16 protein-coding genes and 4 pseudogenes are annotated in these 23,813 nt (G+C 52.5%); 11 read left to right on the forward strand and 9 right to left on the reverse strand.

The window, feature by feature from the left end:
• Positions 1–259: 259 nt before the first annotated feature.
• Positions 260–553 carry a hypothetical protein gene (locus tag ACFQE9_RS14050; protein WP_379746045.1) on the reverse strand — a complete coding sequence of 98 codons (294 nt, stop codon included), beginning with the start codon at positions 551–553 and terminating at the stop codon, positions 260–262.
• A gap of 347 nt (positions 554–900) precedes the next feature.
• Here ACFQE9_RS14050 and ACFQE9_RS14055 point away from each other — a divergent pair, with 347 nt between their 5' ends.
• The 3 genes from ACFQE9_RS14055 to ACFQE9_RS14065 all read left to right on the forward strand — a co-directional run bounded on the left by ACFQE9_RS14055 (position 901) and on the right by ACFQE9_RS14065 (position 6,056).
• Positions 901–2,283 (forward strand): ATP-binding protein, encoded by a 1,383-nt coding sequence (locus ACFQE9_RS14055; protein WP_379746048.1) that lies wholly within the window; start codon positions 901–903, stop codon positions 2,281–2,283.
• Between the two features lie 321 nt (positions 2,284–2,604).
• Positions 2,605–3,486 carry a hypothetical protein gene (locus ACFQE9_RS14060; RefSeq protein WP_379746051.1) on the forward strand — a complete coding sequence of 294 codons (882 nt, stop codon included), beginning with the start codon at positions 2,605–2,607 and terminating at the stop codon, positions 3,484–3,486.
• Between the two features lie 74 nt (positions 3,487–3,560).
• Positions 3,561–6,056, forward strand: a complete 2,496-nt coding sequence (locus ACFQE9_RS14065; protein ID WP_379746054.1) for a hypothetical protein — start codon at positions 3,561–3,563, stop codon at positions 6,054–6,056.
• A 141-nt stretch (positions 6,057–6,197) separates the two neighbouring features.
• Here ACFQE9_RS14065 and ACFQE9_RS14070 read toward each other — a convergent pair whose 3' ends face one another.
• Entirely contained in the window at positions 6,198–7,634 is a 1,437-nt protein-coding gene (locus tag ACFQE9_RS14070; protein WP_379746057.1) for a sugar transferase, read from the reverse strand.
• A gap of 224 nt (positions 7,635–7,858) precedes the next feature.
• On the opposite strand from ACFQE9_RS14070, the gene ACFQE9_RS14075 reads away from it, so the two are divergent.
• On the forward strand, positions 7,859–8,305 hold the full coding sequence (locus ACFQE9_RS14075; protein WP_379746060.1) for a VanZ family protein: 447 nt from the start codon (positions 7,859–7,861) through the stop codon (positions 8,303–8,305).
• Between the two features lie 323 nt (positions 8,306–8,628).
• Here the strand turns inward: ACFQE9_RS14075 and ACFQE9_RS15280 are convergent.
• Positions 8,629–8,964 (reverse strand): annotated as a pseudogene (locus ACFQE9_RS15280) (DUF7342 family protein).
• Positions 8,965–9,192: 228 nt separating this feature from the next.
• On the opposite strand from ACFQE9_RS15280, the gene ACFQE9_RS14085 reads away from it, so the two are divergent.
• The 3 genes from ACFQE9_RS14085 to ACFQE9_RS14095 are packed head-to-tail and all read left to right on the forward strand — an operon-like array spanning position 9,193 to position 11,935.
• Entirely contained in the window at positions 9,193–9,960 is a 768-nt protein-coding gene (locus ACFQE9_RS14085) for a formyltransferase family protein (RefSeq protein ID WP_379746066.1), read from the forward strand.
• Entirely contained in the window at positions 9,957–10,769 is an 813-nt protein-coding gene (locus ACFQE9_RS14090; RefSeq protein WP_379746069.1) for an XrtA system polysaccharide deacetylase, read from the forward strand. Before ACFQE9_RS14085 ends, ACFQE9_RS14090 begins: the two co-directional genes overlap by 4 nt.
• Before the next feature lie 56 nt (positions 10,770–10,825).
• Positions 10,826–11,935: a glycosyltransferase family 4 protein gene (locus tag ACFQE9_RS14095; RefSeq protein ID WP_379746126.1), complete on the forward strand. Its 1,110-nt coding sequence runs from the start codon at positions 10,826–10,828 to the stop codon at positions 11,933–11,935.
• Here the strand turns inward: ACFQE9_RS14095 and ACFQE9_RS14100 are convergent.
• The gene (locus tag ACFQE9_RS14100) at positions 11,923–13,377 is read right to left on the reverse strand and encodes a sulfatase family protein (protein WP_379746072.1); all 1,455 of its coding nucleotides are present in this window, start codon (positions 13,375–13,377) and stop codon (positions 11,923–11,925) included. The genes ACFQE9_RS14095 and ACFQE9_RS14100 overlap by 13 nt on opposite strands.
• Positions 13,378–14,255: 878 nt before the next feature.
• On the opposite strand from ACFQE9_RS14100, the gene ACFQE9_RS14105 reads away from it, so the two are divergent.
• Positions 14,256–14,795 carry a hypothetical protein gene (locus ACFQE9_RS14105; RefSeq protein WP_379746075.1) on the forward strand — a complete coding sequence of 180 codons (540 nt, stop codon included), beginning with the start codon at positions 14,256–14,258 and terminating at the stop codon, positions 14,793–14,795.
• A gap of 105 nt (positions 14,796–14,900) precedes the next feature.
• Here the strand turns inward: ACFQE9_RS14105 and ACFQE9_RS14110 are convergent.
• Together ACFQE9_RS14110 and ACFQE9_RS14115 are read right to left on the reverse strand one after the other, a co-directional pair.
• Positions 14,901–15,402 (reverse strand): annotated as a pseudogene (locus tag ACFQE9_RS14110) (transposase).
• Positions 15,403–15,521: 119 nt separating this feature from the next.
• The gene (locus ACFQE9_RS14115; RefSeq protein WP_379746079.1) at positions 15,522–16,625 is read right to left on the reverse strand and encodes a glycosyltransferase family 4 protein; all 1,104 of its coding nucleotides are present in this window, start codon (positions 16,623–16,625) and stop codon (positions 15,522–15,524) included.
• Between the two features lie 392 nt (positions 16,626–17,017).
• On the opposite strand from ACFQE9_RS14115, the gene ACFQE9_RS14120 reads away from it, so the two are divergent.
• On the forward strand, positions 17,018–17,545 hold the full coding sequence (locus tag ACFQE9_RS14120; protein WP_379746082.1) for a methyltransferase: 528 nt from the start codon (positions 17,018–17,020) through the stop codon (positions 17,543–17,545).
• Positions 17,546–17,557: 12 nt separating this feature from the next.
• On the opposite strand, the gene ACFQE9_RS14125 is transcribed toward ACFQE9_RS14120, so the two are convergent.
• Together ACFQE9_RS14125 and ACFQE9_RS14130 are read right to left on the reverse strand one after the other, a co-directional pair.
• Positions 17,558–18,292, reverse strand: a complete 735-nt coding sequence (locus ACFQE9_RS14125; RefSeq protein WP_379746085.1) for a hypothetical protein — start codon at positions 18,290–18,292, stop codon at positions 17,558–17,560.
• 1,088 nt (positions 18,293–19,380) lie between these two features.
• Positions 19,381–20,003: pseudogene (locus ACFQE9_RS14130) on the reverse strand (IS6 family transposase).
• A 261-nt stretch (positions 20,004–20,264) separates the two neighbouring features.
• On the opposite strand from ACFQE9_RS14130, the gene ACFQE9_RS14135 reads away from it, so the two are divergent.
• Positions 20,265–21,176: a glycosyltransferase family 2 protein gene (locus ACFQE9_RS14135; protein ID WP_379746088.1), complete on the forward strand. Its 912-nt coding sequence runs from the start codon at positions 20,265–20,267 to the stop codon at positions 21,174–21,176.
• Between the two features lie 91 nt (positions 21,177–21,267).
• The gene (locus ACFQE9_RS14140; RefSeq protein WP_379746091.1) at positions 21,268–22,467 is read left to right on the forward strand and encodes an O-antigen polymerase; all 1,200 of its coding nucleotides are present in this window, start codon (positions 21,268–21,270) and stop codon (positions 22,465–22,467) included.
• A 716-nt stretch (positions 22,468–23,183) separates the two neighbouring features.
• On the opposite strand, the pseudogene ACFQE9_RS14145 reads toward ACFQE9_RS14140, so the two are convergent.
• Positions 23,184–23,806: pseudogene (locus ACFQE9_RS14145) on the reverse strand (IS6 family transposase).
• Positions 23,807–23,813 lie beyond the last annotated feature (7 nt).

Below are 23,813 nucleotides of genomic sequence, written 5' to 3' on the forward strand. Positions count from 1 at the left end.
CGACGTACCTCCATCCGTACTTCAGATGTAAGTCTATGTTTTTATATTAGTAACGATTCAGAGAGGGGAGTCGGTGAGCCATCGAGCGTAGTTACTGTAGTACCGTGTCGGTTTCCTCTCCGACCTACTCGCTCGCTACGCTCGCTCCTTGAGGTCGGAGGCTCCACCTTGAATTACGCTCGAGGACGTTGGACGGAACGAGACACGAGCGATTTGGATACACGTCCTCCGTCGATCGAGACGACGTCTTCGCAAGCGACTATATTCGCGTTGGATCCGTGATGGATCCGGGATCGTCGACAACTCGAGCGTCCTCCCGTTCGAGTTCGATCGAGGACACGGGAGCGAGGGTCGCGAGATCGTCGACCGCCGATTCCGGGGCGGTGACTCGAAGCGTCGCGCGCCCTAATTCGGCCTCGATCGTCGCGCCGGTGCGTTCGATCGTTCTCGTGGCGGCCTCGCGATCGCCTTCGACGCCGAGCAGTAGCGTCACCGTCGTCTCGGCATCGCTCTCACGCAAACGCGCAACCGCCGGATCGATGTAGTCAGGCATTGATCGGTCCTCCGTCCCCATTTGGGGCAGTCGAATCCATGTGTACACACCAGGGCATCTGTTAATAGCCTTCCGTCCGTGGTGCTCGACTCCGCGATCGCGACGCACGGAGCTGGCCGGCGTCGGCGTCGACGTCGGTGCTGTCGACGTCGACGTCCGTGCGAGCGTGGCCCAGGCGATCGACGCGACGTCTTCGCAGGTGACCATTTCGAATCCGGGTCGGATTCGTCGATGGATCCGGGATCGTCGACCACTCGGACGTCCGCCCATCCGAGTTCGATCGACGACACGGGATCGAGGCCGATCCGAACAACTATTATGAACAGGATAATATGATCGTGTGCATAATGATAAACAGGGAGACGGAACTCGAGTGGATCACGTCACACCTCTCTCGGCCGGAGCGACAGCTCCTCGTCGTCTACGGCCGACGGCGGGTCGGGAAGACGACCCTGGTGACGACGGCGCTCGAGGCGCTCGAAGCCACGTCGGTGTACTACCTCTGTGACGAACGTGGCTCGAGACACAACGCCCGGCGGTTTGCAACGGCGTGCGCTGAGAGGTTCGACGACATCGCCCCGGACGTCGACGGGTTCGTCGACGCATTTCGGTACCTCACGGGGCGGGTCGAGGGACCGTGTGTGGTGGCGTTGGACGAATTCTCGTATCTGGTCGACGAGGACGACACGATCCCGTCGATGTTCCAGACCATCGTCGACGACGTGCTCGACGGGACCGACGTCTCTCTCGTGTTGTTGGGGTCCTCGATCTCGATGATGAAGGAGGGCGTGTTGAGCTACGAGAGTCCGCTGTACGGGCGACGAACCGGACAGTGGGAGCTCGCTCCGCTCCCGTTCGCGGACGTTCGTGCGTTCTTTCCGAACGACCATCTGGAGACACAGATCCAGCTCTACAGCGTTCTGGGCGGTGTTCCCGCGTACCTCGAACAGTTCGACCCGGACCGACGTCTGCTCGAGAACGTCGAGCAGGCGATCCTCTCGAAAGGGGCGTTCCTCTACGAGGAGCCGGAGTTCCTGTTGCGCCAGGAGCTCCATGAGCCCGCGACGTACATGGCGATCCTCGAAGCCATCGCCGGTGGCGCGACACGGGTCACCGAGATCGCCAACGAGATTGGCCGCGACGCGAGCAGCCTCTCCCGGTATCTCCAGAACCTCACGGGGTTGGCGATCCTCGAGCGCGAGCAGCCGGTGACGGACCCGAACGGCCGCGGGCTGTATCGATTGGCAGACGACTTCCTCCGGTTCTGGTTTCGGTACGTGGCGCCCAATCGGGGAACGCTCGAACAGGGACGGACGGCGCCAGTCCGGGCGGCGATCGACGAGACGCTCGCGACACACACGAGTCGGACCTTCGAGACCGTCTGTCAGCAGGCGGTTCAGACGCCCGCATTCCCCGTGTCCTGCTCTCGAGTCGGTCGCTGGTGGTACGATGGCGAGGAGATCGACGTCGTCGGCGTCAACCGAGACGTCGGCACCCTGTTTCTGGGGGAGTGCAAATGGACCACGGATCCCGTCGGTCGAGACGTGTTCGACGAGCTCACGGCGCTCGAGTCCGAGGTTCGGTGGCAGGGTACCGATCGGGAGGTCCACTACGCGGTATTCTCGCGAGCCGGGTTCACGGACGAGTTGCGGACGGTCGTCGACGAGCGATCTGACGCGTCGCTGTACGGGATCGCGGAGCTCGCGACCCTGTTCGACTCCGGTCGGTGAGCGGACTGTAGAGCACCTTGAGCGTCTGATTCCGAGGAGGAAACGGAAGTCACCACTAGGTAGATTCATGGTCCTATCAACCGTATCACACGTATGGTGAGAACGTGGCTTCGCTTCACGGTAGGTACCCTCCTCGTGATCGGGCTATTCGGTGGCATCGGACTCGTGGCAAGTGATTCGACCGACACACCGCGGATAGCCAGTCCGGTCGGAGAGGCATCCGCACAGTCAACCGATTTCGAAGCGTTGGCACCACGGGGTCGATGGAATTCCTCCACGGGCACTGGTGAAATCATTCTCGACAACGAGAGCTATTACACGGTGTTCCAGGGCGAAGCGGACATCCGGACGTGGCGTGATACCGCTGGAACGGATGTCACGGAAACCGTTCTGGAGGGCGAGACAGGACAGAACGAGGGGGAACCACTTCGGCTGTCGGGATCGATTCAGGCCGATCAGACGCCCGGCCGATACTCCGGGGAGGATCTGACAGTACGTGTGTTGGAGCCTCGAATCAGCAGCGTCACGCTCTACAACAGCGTCGGAACGGAACTCGACGACCCGTCCGAACTCCAGCGGGACGAATCGCTGTTGGTGATCGTCGACTGGAACTACGTCGAGGCCGAGGATCTCGAGGTCGACCTGGTCAGTCACGAGGAGAACGTCTCCATCGAGCGGGAAGTCCTCTCGACGAGTCCAACGGACGCACAATCCGATCGTCTCCCGGAAGCCGTCGACGAGGACGTTCTCGCACGGGAGGTCCAAGGCCGTGGAACGACGAACGATCGTACCGCCTACTGGTTGTTCGACTTCACGGACGTCGATGACGGAACGTACACGCTCCGTATCGAGGGAATCGACGATCTGACGACCGGCGAAGCGAGCGAATCCTTCCGCATCGACGTGGAAACGGCTGACACACCGACCCCGACCACATCACCAACGGACCCCGTCACGCCGACGGCGACACCACCCGATTCACCGACAGTAACCCCGACCACAACAGCCGAACAAACACCCACGGCAGAGCCCCCCACGGCGACGCCGTCACCGACGAGGAGCCCCACACAAACGGAGACAGCCACACCAACGGAGACCCCGACCGGGACGACGGCAGTTGAGGAGCCCGGATTCGGGCTCATCGTCACCGTCGTCGCTCTCGTCGTCGTATCAGTACTCGCAATTCGGTTCCTCCGTGACTGAGGATCCGCTAGCGGTCATCCCTTCGATGGCGGACAACGCCACACTTTAGCCGGTCGCCGACGCACGCCCTCCAAATGGCGGATGCGCACGCGGCCACGCGAACCCTTCTCGAGGACCGACCGGAGCTGGCCGAGACGGTCGCGGACGCGCTCGCGGTGGACGAGGGGGCGGACGCGCCCTGGACGTTCGCGGACGTGGACGCCGACTCGGGGGCCTTCGGCGAACTCGTCTCACACGGGATCGTCGAGAGCGAGGGCGACGGCTATCGCGTGTCCGACCCCGAGGCGGTCCGGAGTGCGCTCGAGGCGTTCGAGAGTGATGGGGACGGTGGCGATGGTGGTGCGGACGTGGCTTCCGGAGTGGACGATGGCGAGCGCGTGGGGATCGACGACGTGGCGATCGGAGATCGGATGCGGGCGTGGATCGGGGGGGTGACCGCGGACATGCATCGGGATCTGGCCACCGGGCTGGTGGCGGTCTTCGCGTACCTGTTCGTGATGCGGACCGTGACGTACACGAAGGTGTTCCGCGAGGACCGGGTCTTTCTGCCGAGCAACGATCCGTACCACTACCTCTACTGGACCGAGCAGCTGCTGGCGGCCGACATCGGGCTGTTCGAGATCGAGGCGATCTCGGAGGTGCTCGGTGGGCGGACCTCGGGGTATCCCCTCGTGTACACGATCGGGTGGGCGGCGACGAAGCTGTTCGGCGGCGGGGAGGTCGAGGCGGCCGCGGGGATCGTGGCGTGGATCCCGATCGTCTCGGCGTTGATCGTCGGGGGGTGTGTGTACCTGTACGCGATGTGGACGACCGGGGACGAGCGGATCGCGTTGGCCTCGGTGCTCGTGTTGGCGCTGTTACCGGGGCACGCGCTCTACTCCGGGATCGGCTTCTTCGATCACCACACGGTGGATTACACCTGGCTTGCATTGTCGATCCTCGGCGTGTTGTGGCTCTCGCGGTCGTTGGATCGCCACGACGTGGGCGAGTGGCGCTCGTACCTGCTCGCGCCGTCGACGATCGCGGTCGCGGGATTCGTCGGCGTGATCGTCGCGGCCATGGTCCACTCGTGGGGCGGCTCGCCGATCCTGCTCGTGGGGCTCGCGGTCTATCTGACGCTGCGGTCCGCCTCGGACATCCGGACCGACCGGAGTCCCCTGGTGGCGGGAACGCCCGTGATCGGGGCGTTGGTCGTCGGGTTCGTGCTGGCGTACCTGATGCACACGCGATACGGCTGGCAGGAGTCGATGGTGGTGTTCATGCCGCTTTTGGTCGCGTTCGGCGGGATCGTCGTGGTGGGGGCGGCGAGCGTGGTGCAGCGGTTGGAGTGGCATCCCGGGGTGCATCTCGGGGCGGCGGCGGCGAGCGTGGTGCCGCTTTGGTTCGGGTTCGCGTGGGCGCGGCCCGAGGATGCGGATCGGTTTCGACAGCGTGTGACGGAGAGCCTGTTGGGACGTGAGGGGATCGCCGAGACGCGATCGTTGTTCTCGGCAGACTTCGGATTCCTGTTCGGTCCCGTCGATCACTTCGGGTGGTTCCTGTTCGTCGCGCTGCCCGCGCTCGTGTGGATCGGGTGGCGATGCGTTCAGGACCATCGACCGGAATGGCTCGTGCTCTCGAGCTATGCGGTGAGCCTGCTCGGGTTCGCGTTCTTCCAGATCCGGTTTGCCGGCGAGGCGACCGCGGTTACGTCCGTGTTTGCGGGCGTCGGACTGGTGTACCTGTTGGGGAAGATCGACGCCGTCGAGCCGCCGACGATCACGGAGTCGGCTGGAGAGGATGGGGAGCAAGAATTGGGTCGTGAGACTGGAGAAAGCGACGATCGAACACGATTCGTGTGGTGGCCGGCGTCGATGTCGATCGGACGGGCCAGCACGATCGCGTTGGCGGTGATGTTGATCGGAAGTTTGAGTCTCTTTCTGGTCCCCGGGATCATGGATACGGTGGCGATCACGGATTCGGAAGCAGATGCTGCCGCGTGGATCGACGCGGACGCCGACGATCGGGAGGGGCCGAACTACGTGTTGAGTGATTGGGGTCGGAATCGAATGTACAACTACCAGGTGAGTGGTGGGGGAGATACGTACTGGTACGCACGAGACAATTATGAGGCGTTTTTGAACGATCCAAATCCAGACAGTCACTACGATCGGTTTTCGGGACGGGTTGGATACATCGCGATCGAGAACCTGAACGTCGACGCCGATCCAAGTACGACTTACGTACAGCTGTTCGAGCAGCACGGCAGCGCCTCGACGGCAACGAATGGGTCCGGCCACTTCCGGGTCGTTTACATCGCGGAAGGTGGCGAGGTCAAGGTGTTCCAGCCGGTACCGGGTGCCACGATCGCCGGCCAGAGTGAACCCGGGACGGACGTAAGTCTCGAGACGACAGTGACGGTCTCCGGTGAGGAATTCACGTACTCTCGGCAGAGAAGCGTGAACGAAAACGGAACGTACGCGGTTCGAGTTGCGTATCCGGGTGAGTACACGATCGAGAATGAATCGGTGCAGGTTTCGGAAACGGCAGTAGAGAACGGAACGCAGGTCACGTTTAACGAGGGAGCGTAAGGAGACGGGGTTCTCCAGAAGGATCGGTTTGTACTCGGGGAGCGACATCGGTGCCGTGCATCTCGCTTGAAGAACAACGAGGAAAGACTGCAAACGACCAGTAATCGAACTACCGGTGAAACGCTACTACTTACACCTACCTCATCGAATCGTCTCGACTACGTCCGCACCGACCTTCCAGATCTGTCGCATAACGATCTTCAGGTCGTACTCGAACGACTGTCGTTTCACGTACTGCAGGTCGTATCGGAGCTTCTCCTGGGGGTTCGTACTCTTCACGTCGTGTATCTGTGCGAGCCCCGTCAACCCGGGTTTCACGAACCACCGTTGTTGCCACGATCGAGTCTGCGCCTCGAGGAGTGACTCCTCCTCTGTCCAGACCGCCCGCGGGCCGACAACGCTCATATCGCCGACGAGGATCGACCACAACTGCGGGATCTCGTCGAGATGCGTTCGCCGAAGCACGTGTCCGACGTGTGTGATCCGACCGTTCTCCTCATCGTCGACGGGGATCGCAGATTCCCCCTCGGGCACCATCGTTCGGAACTTGTACACCTCGAACGTCTCGCCGAACACGGCTGTCCGCTCCTGTTTGTAGAGGATCGGTCCACCATCATCGAGTTTGATGGCGACGACGATCGCCGCGATCACGGGGACCAACCCGATGAGACCTATCACCGAAAACGCGATGTCGAATCCACGCTTCAACACGTAGTCCTGAACGTCCCAGGGTTCGATCTGTACATTGACGAGCGTTCCGACATCATTCTCGGCGGTCAACACCGAGTCGGCGTGGTCACGGTGAACCATCGCATCGACGCCGTGTTCGTAACACGCATCCAGAGCGCCGAAGAACTCCGCTCGGTCGGTTCGGTCGAAGGCCAACACCACGGTGTCGATGTCGTACTCCACGAGTACGTCCTCGATCCGCGAGAGCCCACCTAACCGCTGGATCCCGGCGATCTCAACGCCGCCATCCGCGACCGCCATCGTCGACGACCATTCGTCGATGCCGGTATCGTCTCTACCGTCTCGATCGTCCTCCGTGTGTACGAGAGCACTCGTCGGACACAGGTATCCCAACAGCGGGACTGACACGTCCGTCGCGAGACGCCCGATCTCCTTTGGGTCGTCCCCAACGATGATCGCGCGCTCGGGATCGGTGGAGGGTCGCCGCCGGATCCACACGAACCACGCCGGGAGCATCACGAGAAGCACGGGTGTGACCGCAATTAGCGTGGCCCGGGGAAGCCGATAGGTGTAATCGAAGTAGCCGATCGTCGCGAGCGCGAACACGGCGACCATCACGCGCTTTTGTGTGAGCGCGATGGTGTCGAGGACCCGCCGCGGCCGCGGCTTGTACAAGGGAAGGAACGCAGCCGTCACGATCACGGTCGTGATCACGACCTCGAAGAACGCCTCCGCACCGGCCGGCGGATTCGCCGAGAGCCTGCCCAACACGGGTAGCGACGTGATGAGGAGTTGGACCGGGCCGCTGTTCACGAGCGTGACCGCAAACGCGGTCAGCCCGGCTACGCCGGCGGCGCTCGACACCCGATATCGCCACCCCCCGTTCATCGTTCCGTCGTGGGCGCCCAATCCGTTTAAAAACTCCGCTCTCACCGACGACATCGTACCGTTGTTCGGTTGAATGCTCCCGGTTGATCGCATGTGTTTTGTCCATGGAGCAAACCCACGGTCTGTATGAGACTACTCGATGTAACGGTAGCGGTGAACAGACGGGATCCCTCGAGTTCTGTAACGTCTCTCTTTCAGGACGCGTTTCAAACGACGATCGATAGATGACCCGTCTCCACCTTCCTCTCGTCCCGAAATCGGTCCGATGGTTGCTGGTCGCAAGCGTCGCCGGAGTGCTTTTGTACTACTCCGTGTTCGCACCACCTGGATCGGGCGCGATCGAGATGGGTCCCTTGGGGTTGTTTCCGTACTCGAACTGGCTGCACGTGATCGCCTACGTCGGGCTTTCCGGTGCAGTCGTCTACGCGATCTATGCTCCCCCGCGGTCGTCGTGGTACGCGGTGGGCGGTGGCTTCCTCGTGGCGTTCGGCTACGGGGTCGCGATCGAACTCCTACAGTCGACGCTTCCGGCGAGAACCTTCGCAGTGGGAGACATGGGACTTAACGCGCTCGGCGCGGGGGTCGCCGCGGTCGTGTGGCTCGGCCTGTTTCACGTCGCCCGGTTCTACCGACTGTCGGCGATCGACGACGTCGAACCGGTCGTACAGTAGGTAGATCCCGATCGGGGCGGTCGCGTCGTCAACCGGTCGTCACCGCCAGTCGATCGGGGAGCCGATCGAGACAGATCTCGAGGAAGTGGAGTGGTGCTTCGGCCTCGATGTGTGCCAGTTCGTGAATCGACTCGTCCCCGGCTTCGATCTGAAAGTGCGTCGTTCCGAGCGCCGGGTGAATCCCCGGCCGCTGACGAACGCCACCGCTACCCTTCCTGTGGCAACGTCGACGACGCGTTGCCGGCGAGTCAGTTCACGTCTGACGTTTCGAGGGGGTTCTGCAGTCCGATCGCGAGCCGGATTGCCTCACGGACATCCAGATCCTACTCCCACTCCACCGCGACCGCGAGCCGCTCCTGGCGATCGTCCGGATCGAGGTCGTCACGGCCGAGGCTGGTTCGGAGTTCCTCGAGGGAGTCTACGCCGTAGACGTCCCTCCAGTCGTCGATCTCCTAGTCGATCGCGTCGAGTTCGCGGGTCATCTCCTCCAGCGTGTGTTCCTCCGCGAGTCGACGCACCTCAGACAGGAACTGCGTGACCGGATCCGACCTGTACCCGGTTCCGTCCCCGATCTCTACGGTCTCCAGCTCGTCGGTCTCGACGAGCCGATTCAGGTACTTGACGGCCGTGTCGTGGGAGACGTCCGCCTCCTCGGCGATCTAGCGGGCGTCGTTCTGGTTTAGTTTAGTTTCGTGTGAGTACGAACTATTTCTTCTTCATCTTACGATCCGCCGTTCCTCGTGGATCCGGTGGCGATCGCCAAGCGCTTTCATCTAGAGAAACTACAGAGCCCGTTTATTAGCTCATGACGGGAGTGCGGTTGATTAAACATCTTCGTCAGCTAGATGAACAGGATTTAATCACCGTCCGACGGAGATACTAACTAGATGCCACTACGGATCGCAATCGTTACGCAGGACGAACCCTTCTATATGCCCACGTTCTTCGAGGCGTTCTTCGATGAACTATCCGAGAAGGTAGTCATCGATTCGGTTACGATCCTCGATCTTCTCGACGATTCGATGGCGGAGCTGGCAGCCCGTATGTATGGCCTATACGGTCCGTGGAATTTCCTCCGGCGTGGGATCGAATTCGCATATCGAAAGACGCTCTCGTCGATCGGTGATTCGTATTCGGTAGCAAACATCGCTAACCGAAACGGGGTTCCCGTCAAAACTCGCGAAAACGTGAACGAGTCGGAATTTGTCTCGTATCTTGAGGAATCCAATATCGACGTACTGCTGTCCGTCTCGGCACCGGAGGTGTTCGATTCTGCGATACTGACTGCGCCCAATTGGGGTTGTATAAACGTCCACACTGCATCGCTCCCGGAGTATCGCGGAATGCTCCCGACGTTCTGGGCGCTGTATCAGGGTGAGGATGAGATCGGGGTCACCGTTCACACGATGGTGGAGGAGATCGATCGAGGTAAGATCGTTCGTCAGACGACCTTTCTGGTGGACAGCAACGATACTCTCGACGACGTGATTACTCGAGGAAAACGCGTTGGGGGCAAGGAAGCTGCAGCTGCTCTGGCTGCGATCGCGGATGGAACCGTGGAATTGACAGAGATGTCCGGTAAGGGATCGTACTATTCGTTCCCCACCGCCGACGATCGTCGTGAGTTCCAGCGACGTGGAAGAGAGGTTCTATGACCGAGTTATATCTCTCTATCGACGTCGAGGACTGGTTCCACTCACATAACCTGTGGCCCGCACTCGATCGCGAGAAGTGGGACGAGTACGAACTTCGAGTCGTCGAAAACACGCGACGTATCCTCGATCTTCTGGACGAGTACGATACGAAAGCGACATTCTTCGTCCTCGGTCATGTCGCGGAGCGTGCGCCCGAACTCGCGGGCGAAATCGAGGCCAGAGGACACGAAGTGGCGTCACACGGATACAACCACGAACTCCTGTACGAACAGTCCGAGACGGAGGTACGGAACGACCTGCGACGATCGAAGCAACTGCTCGAATCGCAGGTCGATCAGGAGGTGATCGGGTATCGGGCTCCGAGTTTTTCGATTACGGAAGCGGCGATCGAGACGCTAACCGATCTCGGTTTCGAATACGATTCGAGTCGATTTCCGGCCCCGGTCCACGATCGATATGGCGATATATCCGTTCAGGGTTCGGAAACGTTCACGCGAACCGAATCCGGACTCACGGAGGTCCAACTACCGCTCTTCGAGTGGTCAAAGGTTCGGATTCCTTGGGCCGGCGGTGGATACTTTCGCTTCATCCCATATCCGATCTTTCGTCGTGGCGTCGATCGTATCTCCCAACATAGGGAATTCGTCTTCTACCTCCACCCATGGGAGCTCGATCCCGGGCAGCCGAAGATCCGTGACATGAATCCGTTCTATCGTCTACGGCACTATCGAAATCTCGAAAAGACTGAGAAGCGTTTCAAACTATTGCTCGCGGAGTTCGAGTGGAAGCCGATCGGTGATGCACTATGATAGATGAGTGCGAGACTAACCGTGATTGGGAAGATATAACTTCGATAGAGACACCGATGAAGATCCTTCGAGTCAGTCACTGGCTGTATCCCGACGAGATTGGTGGGGGGGAATACCACGTTCATGCGATGAGTCGAGATCAGGCAGCGATGGGACACGACGTTACGGTTCTCAAAGTGACCGATGACGTTGAGACAGTGAAGAGGGAGTGGCGTGACGGGTACGAAATCGTCTACTGTCCAGCGACGTTCAATGTCCTGAAAAACGATATCTCGATACCAGTCGCGAAGAAGATATTCGGATCTTCCGATTTCGATGTCATTCACGCACATTCCCATTTCTACTTCTCGACGAATCTCGCGGCATTAAATCGGTGTTTCAGTGATACTCCGCTGGCGATCACGAACCACTCGCTGTATTCACAATCCGCACCCGAACGGGTATTCGATCTCTATCTTCGGACGATCGGCAAGTGGACGTACAACCAAGCAGACATCGCGTTCTGTTATACCGATGCGGAGAAAGATGCACTTCGGGAACTCGGTGTGAAATCGCGGATCGAAGTCATCCCCAATGGAATCGATACGGAGCGGTTTACTCCGGACGGGCAGGGTATGGAATCGATCGACGCCAACGGACCAGTCGTGTTGTTCGTCGGTCGGTTCGTGGATGGGAAGCGTCCGGAGTTGGTAATCGACGCATTTGGAGATGTATTGACCGAGTATCCCGACGCAGAATTATATCTATGTGGAGACGGTCCCCTTCATGAGTCCACGAAACATCAAACAAGAGATCTTGGAATCAATGAATCAGTAACATTTATTGGAGAAGTTTCGTATGAGAAAATGCCTACAGTCTATCGAAGTTCGGATATACTCGTATTACCGAGCCGAGCTGAGGGAGTTCCCAGGGCCGTGCTGGAAGCGATGGCTTCAGGTGTGCCCGTCGTCACGAGTGATTTGGAACAAATCTCCAAAATAGTGGGGAAGGGTGGTCGGGTTATACAAACCGATTCGGCAGACGCACTGTCAGCCACAATCTCTAAGGTCCTTGCTGCGGACAAAGCGAGTGTATCTGCTCGAGAACAGGTCGTGGAAAACCACCAGTGGCAGTCAACCGTAACCCATACGACCAAACTCCTCGAATCATTATGTCACTGCAAGTAACCGAGATCTTCTAATCGGTCTTTCGTATCGTTACTCATCTCGACAGTACCCGATGTATCGACATGTTCGAACGAATCTAGCCAAGTGTCGAGTTCGTCCTCTAGTTCATCGACTTTCTCCGGGCGATCGGATGCGAGATTCATGGTTTCGTGAGGATCGTTCGAGATGTGATATAGTTCCGTAGTTCCATCGGAACCACGGATGAGTTTCCACTTCTTTCCGCGAATTGCACGGAGAGATCGATCGTATTCATAGACTTCGTCGGGGATATCGCCAACGCGCTTCTTGAGTGCATCCATCGAAGGTTGGGGGGCCAGATACTCCGAGAACACGTACTCCCGGGGAGAGGTGTCCAGATTGGGTAGAAACGAACGACCCTGTAACTGCTCTCTAAATTCGGGCGCGGCTATCTCAGCAGCATCGAGTAACGTCGGTGCAAGGTCGGTCAACTGAACCAATTCATCGACAGTTTCACCGCCGGTGAAATCACCACCTTGGATTATCAGCGGAATGTGGATGAGCGTATCGTAGAGACAGTATTGGTGGTCCATTAGGCCGTGATCACCGATGTTCTCGCCATGATCACCGGTGACGACGAATATCGTGTCTTCCCATTGGCCAGCCTTCTCCAGCAGCCGCTGGAGTTCGCCAATCTGTTCGTCGAGATAGGCAATCTCCGCGTTGTAGAGCGCTTCGAGTATCCTGAAGTCGCGGTCAGTCATCTCGACGTCATTTGCGATGTAGCTCCATGCGTCCTGATTGACTTTCATCGCCTCCGCGTAGCTCACGCCTTCAGGAAGGTGTGCTTTCGTGTATTCCTCAGGTGGTCGGTATTCGAGATGAGGTTCAAGGTAGTTGATAAACAGGAAGAACGGGTCAGAATCAGCTCTGTCGCTAAGCCAACGGGAAATCCATTGATTGGTTCCTTTTGCCCCATCGTCGTCAGCCCGTCTGCCAAACTGTCCGTACACAGCGTTAGCGACGTTTACGATTGGGTTCCCATCGAACAGTTGTTTAGTGACCCCCCGTATTTTGTTGAATCCCTCTTCTTTTCGGGCGATCTTACCGAGGTCAACGTCCGACTGAATGTACTGCCAGTTCTTCCGAAAGGTGTCAAACCCACGTGCGAACCCGAACTCGTCGCTGATCCAAGTGTTGTTCGAAACCGCAACCGTCTCATAGGACGCCTTCTCGAACGCTTCGACGACAGTGGGTGTGTTTTTTGAGAATCGCTTGGCGGCTGCACTAGCGCCGTGTCTCGAAGAGTATCTTCCAGAGAAGAGCCCCCCGTGTGATGGGAGTGTCCATGGAGCACTTGCGAAGGCAGACGTGTACGTGACCCCTCGCTCTCGAAGGAACTCGAAAGTCGGTAGTTCGGCTTGACTAACGAGTACCGAGTCGTATCGGGCAGTATCCATCACGACGAGGACGATGTTAGTCATGGATGGCTGATCTTCTTTTTGATGGCTTCACGGTGAGATTATATCTCTGAGATCTTCGAGTCACTGTTGTATCTCCTCCTCGTTGCTTCGTTGGCCGTTCCTCCTTTTTGACGAAGATCTCGATCGGTGCTCTAACGGTTCTTACCAAAATATCATAAATAACATATATAAGAGAATATATTAACTTACATCTCCTCAGGGATCGGCTGATGTTGAAGATGAATATTTTTTGGATCAGTGTCATATGGCTTCGAATCGAGATCTCGAATTGGTACCGGCCCTAGGTGTGATGAATATCCCGTCTCGGTTATGTCCTCCGTTTCGCGCTTTGGATGGTCTTCGAACTCCGTTCCGGGTACGTGGAGAACATGGCCCTAATCGTGGTACAGGGAAAAGTAGTTTTTTGCTCAGTCAGTCGTACTTACGACTCTGAAAAACGTGTCGGGAGCCATCTCGTTGAAGAGATACGTCATCTCCACCTCCCATTTACCGACGATCCTGTGTAGGCTCATTTCTAATCCAGCGGGCCTGTCGTCGTATTTTGGGTGGCATACGGGACTTTAACCTGATAACTGTCAGTCGTGCTGTTCAATTCTGTAGATAGATCAGTCGGGTAGGCTATTGTGTCTCGTCTTCGGGAGGACCCAATCTTCTTACCATGAGTCTGTCGACCTTGTATGGCAAGTAAATAATCAGGGAATTAACCACGACGACGGAGCAGTTCAAAACCGAGAGTACGTCCCAGTATCGACTCTGTGGCTCTGTTGAAATCCTCTTCTTCAGACACATTTCCGTCCGAAACAGCTGGTCGGTGAAAAGTGCGGGCTGATTGGAAAATTGCCCCCAAAGACTATCTGTTTTTATTCCGAAGTCTGAGTATGCCGCCCTCCTATCGGTTGACACTTCGAAAGGCCTGTAAACAATACGGCCCGGGACGCCTTCCAAACGCTGATCGGCCCGACATTGGTGCTGGATATGCAGCTGGTTCGGCAGCCATTTTCGCAACCGGTCTCTACGGCATCGTGCTGAGTGGGTATGCCGTGCGAGGGACGAGCGGTGATTGGCTTTCGAGTTTCCTGTTTCCCGCTCTCGCTCTGCCGATCGCCGTGCCTTCGGCATTTTTCCTCGGGGTCGTCGGCTGGCGTTTGGCACCATCATCTTCTTCGATCACCGGAATAATTACCGGTGGAATAGGAGCCATCGCAACGTATCTCGTGTCGCTCGTTCTCGTCGGGGGAGTACTCATCGTCGAAGCTCTGTTTTCACTGAGCGGTGCTACCCTCATGGAAGCGGCTGAGATCGCGGTAGGGCTTGTCGTGATCGCATTTATTCTCACGTGGTGGATAACCATCCCAGTCGGCTGCTTCTCGGGATTGGTGTATATGAATGTGACCGAGAAAGCTGCGAATAGCACTTGACTGAACGGTTCGCAGGTTGTGTTGATTGCTCGACTATCGACTTGGAGCCGAGTACGGGTTTCACCAATCGGTATCTATCTTTTCTGTCTCGACCACTCAGAGTGATTAGTCGATGTTGTGACTGAGACAAGCGATAGTGAGTTCACGGAACTGTTTCCACCATCGTCGTGATCGGACGAAAGCACCGTACTTCCCCTTGAGCGTTGAGTTGGTCGTCTCTGATTGACTCCGTTATCCGTAGAGATCAGCGTCGAAGCATGCTTCCATGCCCGGTGAAGTGAGGTGAATTCACGACGCTTGATCAGTAGAAGGACCTCGTATTGACGGGCAAGTCGCCTGATTTTCTGATCGTCGTACCCTTTGTCACCGACAGAATATCGATACTCTCGGGATTGCGCTTGATCAACCACGGAGCGATCTGAATATTGTGTTTACGTGTCGTCGTCACGTGGAGATCGAGATTGCATTGACCTTCGCATCAACCATCAGTGTCACTTGTATAGCGGTGTTTGGAGAACTTCGAGAAGTATCGAGAGACCGCTCGGCATGCAAGATGGATCGCTTTCTCAGTAAAACGGAGAATCTGTGACTTCGGAAGGGTCTTCATCTCGTGGAATTACAGGATGAACATGTCAATCTCTGAGAATTTAAACAGAGCCAAACATCTCGTCTTCAGGTATTATTGTATCTAAAATATGGGCCGACCACATTGAATTGTACTATATATTAGGTGCTCACCTCTTGATACAGTTCGTGATACTCTATTGCGGTTTGTTTTAAAGAATACTGAGACACGGCTCGTTGACGTAGTTTCTCTCGTTTTCTTTGAATATACTCGCTATCTATCTCAGAGCGAATCTCAATTAGATGGCTGGCGATCTCGTTCGGATCATCGTGTGGAACGAAAATCCCGTGTTTCCCGATAACTTCTCGAAAGACATTGATATCACTCGCGACCACGGGTAAACCACAACCCATCGCTTCCACAGCCGCTACACAGAATCCCTCATACACTGACGGCATTAGAAAAATATCCGACTGGTGTAACAAACTGTATATCTGTTCCCGTTCCGGAAGATATCCCGTGAACGTCACAAGATCAGAAAGACCGAGTTGAGAAGCGAGGTCTTTCAACTCACTTTCGAGCGGTCCACTACTCGCGATAACGAAATGGATGTCGTCGACCATGGACCGTTGCTTCATCTGGTGGGCAGCTTTGAGGATGACTCTTTGATTTTTTTGTTCAGTCATCACTCCTACGTTTGTGATTAATATCTCATCCGGAATGTTAGCTGGGATATCATGCCTACTACTTTCGTCGATGCGATCAATATCAATGCCATTATACACGATCTCGTTGCGTTTTGAAAGCCGTCGTTCGACCGGACCTAATGATGATTGAGTACTCTTCGAATTATACACATTGACTTGTGGTAATCCGAGGGTGAGCGTATTGACAACCCTCTGTGGTATAGAAAGATGCTGAATATCATTATGTTCTGTATTCACGACAGGTATCTGATATAATCTCCCAATGATTCTACCAATAGCACCGCTAAAGTTGTGATGTGGGTGGATTATATCATATTCATGTTCCTGTAAATGATTACATAGCCGTCGATAGAGTTTTATATCAAAATTGTCAGAACCTCCGAAGAATTTCATCGGCAACCCCATTTCTTGAACATCAGGATCAAGTGTACTGTTATCGTCGTTCATGAGCACAGCAATCGTGACGTTTGAGGAAGTGTACTCGTTAACTGCATAGCCAATTTCAACAGGAATTGATGTTGATGAAACCGAATTAACTAAATAGAGAATATTAGGCATTCTGTCCTAATTTATGTAGTTGATCTAATAATCGTTCTCATTCTGGGACATCCATTCCACCACGTCGTGGACAAGTATGTACTGTCCGGACTGGTATTGAATTCGTCGCTTGGCCCGCACACGGAATATCTCAAAACATTTTAAATCACACGTAGTTAATATTCTAATCTAAAACTAAAATGCAGTTCGTAAGGCTTGAATAGGTGTACGGATGCAATCCATTTATGCTCAAAGCGTATTTTTCTCGGGCGATCCAGATATATCGATCGGAGGGGCTTGGTGAATTGGCCCGCAGAAGCACAGGGTTTTGTCAGCGATTCGTTCAAAACGGATTTCGTATAACTCGCTATCAGACAGAGAAGCGTGTCGACGCTGTTGACCGGTGGGAGATGATGCAACCCTACATTGATGAAGACGATTCTAACTTACTAGATATTGGCTGTGCTAATGGTTGGCTGACTTCTAAGTTCCATAACGAGGGTTTGTTCTGTATCGGCGTTGACCGTGCAGAACAAATGCTTACCATGGCACGGTCTGGTAATGAATTCTCAGATGGCCTTGGTTACGTACGGTACAATTTAACCCCAGAGTCTGTTTCAAGAATTCCTTCGTTTGATGTGATTCTACTACTAACGGTTTACCATCACTGGGTTCAAGCGTATGGCAACTCAGCAGCGTCAGATATGTTACGCCATCTTGGAGAGAATTCAGAGAAACTGTTCTTTGAACTCCCAGAACAGGAACTCCATGACGAGGTTCCCTGCCCAGAAAGTCAGCCCATTAAAGAGTACCACCTGGACTACCTTAATGAGGTCTTTGGCAGCGACAAGGCTATTGAGTTTATCGGGAGAGCAGATTACAAAGGTGAGGAACGGCGTGATTTGCTATATATTATCTCGTCTCCCAGATCTTCAGAATGAATATGATGCTCCTCACGTAGGGAGCTCGTCTGAAGATTGCACCGTTTCAATAATTTTAGTGGTTGATTCTTCTACGGATGCGGTACCGCTAACTTGCAAAATCTCACCATACCCGATATCGGAGATGATGTCCATTGTATTCAATATCGTCTCACGATATTTTTCCATCATCTTAGCCGCTTCGTCCACCTCTATATCATTGAAACGGCTAGGTGTATCGCGTTCTTGGACGCGTTTGGCACATACCTTGGTAGGCGAATCAACGTAGACAACAAGTCGGTTGACATCACATCCATATGCAGATAGCATTTTCCGAGTTCTAATTTCGCCTGGCTGTTGACCCCTTGCGGATAGTAGCCCAATCACATGCGGAGGGCTATCTGCAAACACTAACACATCCGCAGTCTCGCGGGAAGAGAGTTGGTTTGTCAGGTGAAGCCATGCGACTAAGTTGAAACCTCTCACAATATTGGTTGGTTTTAGTGGGGAACAGGACGCTGCTAACCAGTATGCTTGAAAGGATATATATGGATGATAGAATGCTCCCTTAAGAATTCCAGTCACCCGCCGCGCCATTGGGTTTGTTAATCCGAATTCTAGCTCGTCAGGAACGTCTTTAGCTTCTATAGTAGACATGCAAGAAATTCCTTCACGTTTGAGGTGATGAACTACATTCCGGGCAATTGTGGATTTTCCAGAACCTGGAGATCCTATAAATTCTATGAAAAGAGGCGAATCGCTTGTCATCGTTTTGGTTGTTAGATCTTGAATTATTTTACGCTAACGTAAAAGGACTGCTAAATTTTGTTTGGTCCGATCTATTGAATTCACAGAAGGCGTTGAGATCACTTCTTGACAGATAGTTCGAGGTTGTAGACTGCGGCGGTTAGCACGAGTTCACGGAATTCGCGGTACCAAGCGTTCGATTTGACAGCGGCCTGTATCGACGTATGATGGTCAAAAACACGGTCTCGGACATCGTAGAGTCCGCTGTCCAACCCTGCGTTGTGTGCGTAATCGTAGTGGGCGAACAGACGATGTCTGATGGGTGGAACAACGCTCTCAAACGAGGTGTGTCTGGGGGAGAGGGGTCGTCGCATCTGTGCTGAACATTAGAGGACAAACGACTTCATGTCTACAAGGACCGTGTTTTCGGAATACGTATGTGACGATCCAAGCGATCTCTTTAGTGACTGGAGCCACTTAGCGGTCGAAGATCGGGCATCCGGTGCTCCATGATGGCCGGGATCGCATCTTGCTGTCAAGCGGTCAAGCGGTTGACGCCAAGAACGCGTGGGAACTCGTTTTCACGATCGGCAATGTGTCGATGGATTCGATAACTCATCCGAGCCAACAGCAAGACAGATAGGACTCAATTCATCTTACACCCCCAATCGGCGGTTTCCTCGTAACTTGTGTCCATGTGAACTCGCAAAAAATCGAACCTGAGATGCTTCCAGCCAGGTCACTCGTTTCCGTCGCGGAGCTGGCAACAGAGCTGTTAATCGGGCGATTCGGCTTGTTTAGCGAAGCAGAAAAGGAGCTGAGGCATGTTTCTTCTCACCACTTCGCTACTACCTACAGAGCAACGATATCCGCTTCACCGTCAGCTGATGCAGTAGAACAAACGAAAGCGAAGAATCGCAAAATCACAGAAACAAGAATTTGGAAGAACCGCCCAAGAATCACCTCAAGGGGCCGGCTTTGATGCGCCGGCGTGGACGCCGACGTTTGTTCAACAGTATATCTAGAAGACCTACGCTGTTGACTCGCTTCCGAACTGTCGCCTGCTGTTAAAAGAAACGAAATTAACCTATCAGTAGTATTCAAATAACCTAATTCCATGCGAAGTCGAACGCGTGGATCCAATTTTCGACGGTAGTTACTTCGGCATGGCTGAAACAGTTTGTGAACTGATTGGTTCTGCGTTTTAGTTCTTTGAAGATACGTTCAATGATGTTTCGATCGCCGTTTTTGATCCTGTAATCGAGACCATGACGGTGGAGTGCTGCTTGCAGCCACGGTGCAGAATCGACGAGAAAGAGCGCGTCGTCGACGAGATGTTTCTCGCAGAGTTCGATGAGGAACATCTCGGTAATCGCGTGGTTTCTCGTCGGAGAGAGCTTGACGTGCAGTAAGCGGTTCGTGTCGGGATCGACGGCAGCGTACAGCCAATATCGCTCAGAATTGAGCTGAATCACGGTTTCATCGACCGCAACGTGATTCGGGTTGGCACCGTCTGTCGGCTGTAGATCGGCTTTCTGTACCCACCGATGAACGGTGGTTCGATGACGATCGACACCCAATTCCTCAAGAATCGAGACAGTATCCGAAAGTGATAACCCAGCCAGATGGAGTCGGATACCGAGTTTCATCGCCGACTCGGGTGTGCCTCTCGCTCCAGAAAATCTAACTCGATACAACTGCTATCGCCGTTGAGGCGGTCGAAATTGAGCATAGACCACTCGATCTTTTGACCGCCTCATCCTTCGAACTTATCTCAACACCACCAATAATGAGTGATTATTTTTATCACTACTATAATTTCATCATAATGCTATGAGAACAGTTCTACACCACCAGCCATATTGCATGTGAAACACTACTGTTAATTGCTTAGACACTAAATGAAATTTGAAAGACGTTATCATCACGGCACAAAACAAAATTCGAAAATGAATCCTACTTAAAATCACCGAGTTTGCTCTGTTATTATAGTATGAATAATTGTCCCTCAGTATCAATCATCATCCTAAATTGGAATAATTATAGTGATACTGCAGAGTGTTTAAGTTCACTAGAAAACATAGAGTATTGTAATTATGATGTTGTGGTCGTTGACAATGGATCAACCGATAGATCGGGTCAACGTTTGAAGTCTGAATTCAGTTGGTGTAAATTCATATTTAACGGTGACAACTTGGGCTTTGCTGGCGGGAACAACATTGGAATAAATTATTCGTTAGAACAAGGTTATGATTATATACTTCTATTAAATAACGATACAATTGTACAAAAAAATTTCATGGAGCCACTCATAGAGACAGCGGAAACAAAGAATGATGCAGCAGGTGTGAGTGGTGTTATCAAAAAATTCAATTCAGAGGAGATATGGTATGCCGATGGTGATTTTAATACACTATTCGTTAGAGGTAAAGTAAAAGACACACCCAAGTCGCAATCAGACACATACCAGGTAGACCAAATCACAGGTGCTTTATTTTTATTAAATTCAGATTATATATGCAGAGATGTTCTGAATGAAGAATATTTCCTTGGGCAAGAAGACACAGAACTATCATGGGAAATAGCAACAAGTGAAAACTGGAATTTATATGTGAATCCAAATTCGACGATATATCACAAAGTGAGTTCAACCCGTGGTGATCACAATTCATTTCGATACTATCACTCAACAAGAAACAGAATAATATTCGCACAGAATAATTTAGATGCCCTAGAACAGATAATATTTTTATCTTTCTTAATTGTAACGCGCATTATACGTTTCTTTGAGTGGCTCCTAGTAAGCCGCTTCGACCTTATCCTTGCGACAGTCCTTGCAGTCTACGATATCATAAGAGGAAAACGCCCCCGTCGATTAGATCTCCTAGACAAATATGAGAACTAAAATTGAACTCCCCATAGATATCGTTCAAGTGTTTCTGTTGATACCAATTCTAATCACCGTGATTATATCTATAAATATATTCAACACTGTGGTGTCAATAGTGCAATTAGCACTATTTGGTATCTTTCTTTCACTTTCGGCACTATCATTAGCCGTTTCCTATATTGTCTTTCAAGACTACTATTCTCCAGTTGGACTCTTAGGATTAGTCTGGTTTGGAGCGATATCGCTTGCTGTGCTCAGGCTGGTTCCAGAACACCACACAAGGTGGAGTCTAATTACCTGGGGTATTATATTTTTGTCCATGTTTTCATTTGTATGTGGTTTCACCGTGATATATCGGTATATTAATGTAGACCGTATATCAGCTGATTATACACTCGAAAAGCGTTATCTTCAAATCATTATTAAAATACTATTCATCCTTGGGTTTTCTTCATTTATTATAATGATATATAGATTTAATGTTTCTGTGGGCCTTGAATATTATTTCGATCATCCCGTTCGTGCAAGACATGAATTTAGAATAACTGGACTATATCACTTATTTCTGCTAAATTGTTTTAATATTATATTGATTATTGGGTATATGCTGAGATATGGTGGGAGTTTAGCCCATGTCTCAATTCTTTTTTGTTCCCTCGCGTCACTTCCCTTTAATGGTAAAAGAAGATTGACTATTGTCGCGATCGTAGCATCATTTTTCGTTTACCGATATGTATTAGACCGATATGGGTCAATTTATCAATTTTTACTTGTAGGAATATCCGTAATTGGTTTCTTTTTATCTTATGCTTATATTTTTAATTCGCCAGATGCTGTTCTCAGACCATATCTTTACTTAACAACTCCATTCGATAATATTAATTATATTATTTTGAACGAGGAAAATCGATACTATGGATTAAGAACATTCCAATCGGTCTTAAAACTATTGTTAGTACAAGATCTTCTAGGATTACCAGAAAACTATTCACATATATTCTATGGTGATCAATATAATGCTGCCACGTATCTGATGCCATTATACTATGATTTTGGACTACTAGGTGTCGTGATTGGACCATTCATTTTAGGGATTATGAGCGCACTACTATACTTATATATGAAAATCAGAAATACCATTATATCGATAACAGTATATGCAATAACAGCCACATCGATTATATTCGCATTCTTTGGCCCGTTCTACACTCTCGTTTCAATAACTGAATTTATGATACTAGGAATAATGCTAATAGTCATCTATAATACTATAGATGTATATATTGAATTCGTGAAGCCACTTTAATCTTCAGAACAGCATTATGGAAAGCTCCAAAGATTATTTGATCAATATTTTTGATTAAATATCGCACTTCTAAGCGTCACTTATCACGGATTGGGTGTCGCTTAACAACATGCATTCGAATTCCTTGGGTGCTCTCCAGAAATGACTTAGTGAGTGTTGGAAACACCTCAAGTACTTTCAACATTATTCAGAGAACCCACTCGACGACTTCACAACAATGATCGATACATCTAATGACAGATTTTGGTCCGATATATGGTCATTTATTTCATCTCTGCAGTTTCGACACACTGCGGACGATTTTCGGGATATCGGACGCTCTGGCAAAGGTTGTAGACGGTGACTTTCAATAGCATTTCACAGAGCAGCGTGACTAGTGTGATTCTCGGTGCTTCTGCCGAGAATCACACGCCACGTTAAATCTGAATTCGCCCAAACCACTGCGGAGCACCGTGTAGTGCGGAAATCTGGTGAGGGAGACCGGACGCTGGGCATTTCCGAGAGCAAATCCACGATGACACGGTACTAGCTTGATGCGAAGTGCATGCAGAGTTAGTATTGTCCACTCGGCGGGCTCACTGAACTCACCGACAATTGCTTTAGCATTGGCCACCGTAATACGAGTGAAGATACTGAATTCCGAAGTCACAACATCCGATTCATCTCTTCTACCAAGATAACCCATTCGTCAAGTTGCATCTAGCGAAAGGTTGTGTTCAGATCAGCTGATTCCATGCGAAAGCAAATGATCTCAGCCACTCGTCAGCAATTTCTGCTTCGGGGTTGCTGAAACAGGTATTCTTACGTTTTACCTCACGAAAGGCACGTTCAACACTGTTCCGATTTCCATGTCGTTCGAGTCTGAATTCGAGATCATGCTTACGACATGCTCGTTGAAGTGGAACCGCGCCATCAGCGAGAAAGATCGGGTCATCCACATCGTGATTTCCACGGAGTTCCGTGAAAAATTGATCTGCGATCACGTTCGTTCATGTTGGTCCAAGCGTTATATGTAGCAAATCGTTTGAGTTGGGAACGACAGCGGCGTACAGCCAATATTGTTTATCGTCCAGCTGAATCACGGTCTCGTCAACCGCAACGTGATTCGGGCTCCGACCAGAGTCTGGCTGTCGAGCAGCCTTATGGACCAATTATGAACGGTAGATCAAACCCGATCAACACCGAATACCCCAAGATATGAAACAGTATTCGAAAGCGATAATCCAGACAAATGAGCCTGAATAATGAGCTTCATCAACAGCCTTGGAGTTGCTTCTGGCTCCACAAACTCTACGTTAATCTCATTTAAAACCCCGCTGAGGCGGTCGTTTTCGGGCATGAATCAC

It is taken from the genome of Halopenitus salinus (assembly GCF_042662125.1).
Taxonomy (GTDB): domain Archaea; phylum Halobacteriota; class Halobacteria; order Halobacteriales; family Haloferacaceae; genus Halopenitus; species Halopenitus salinus.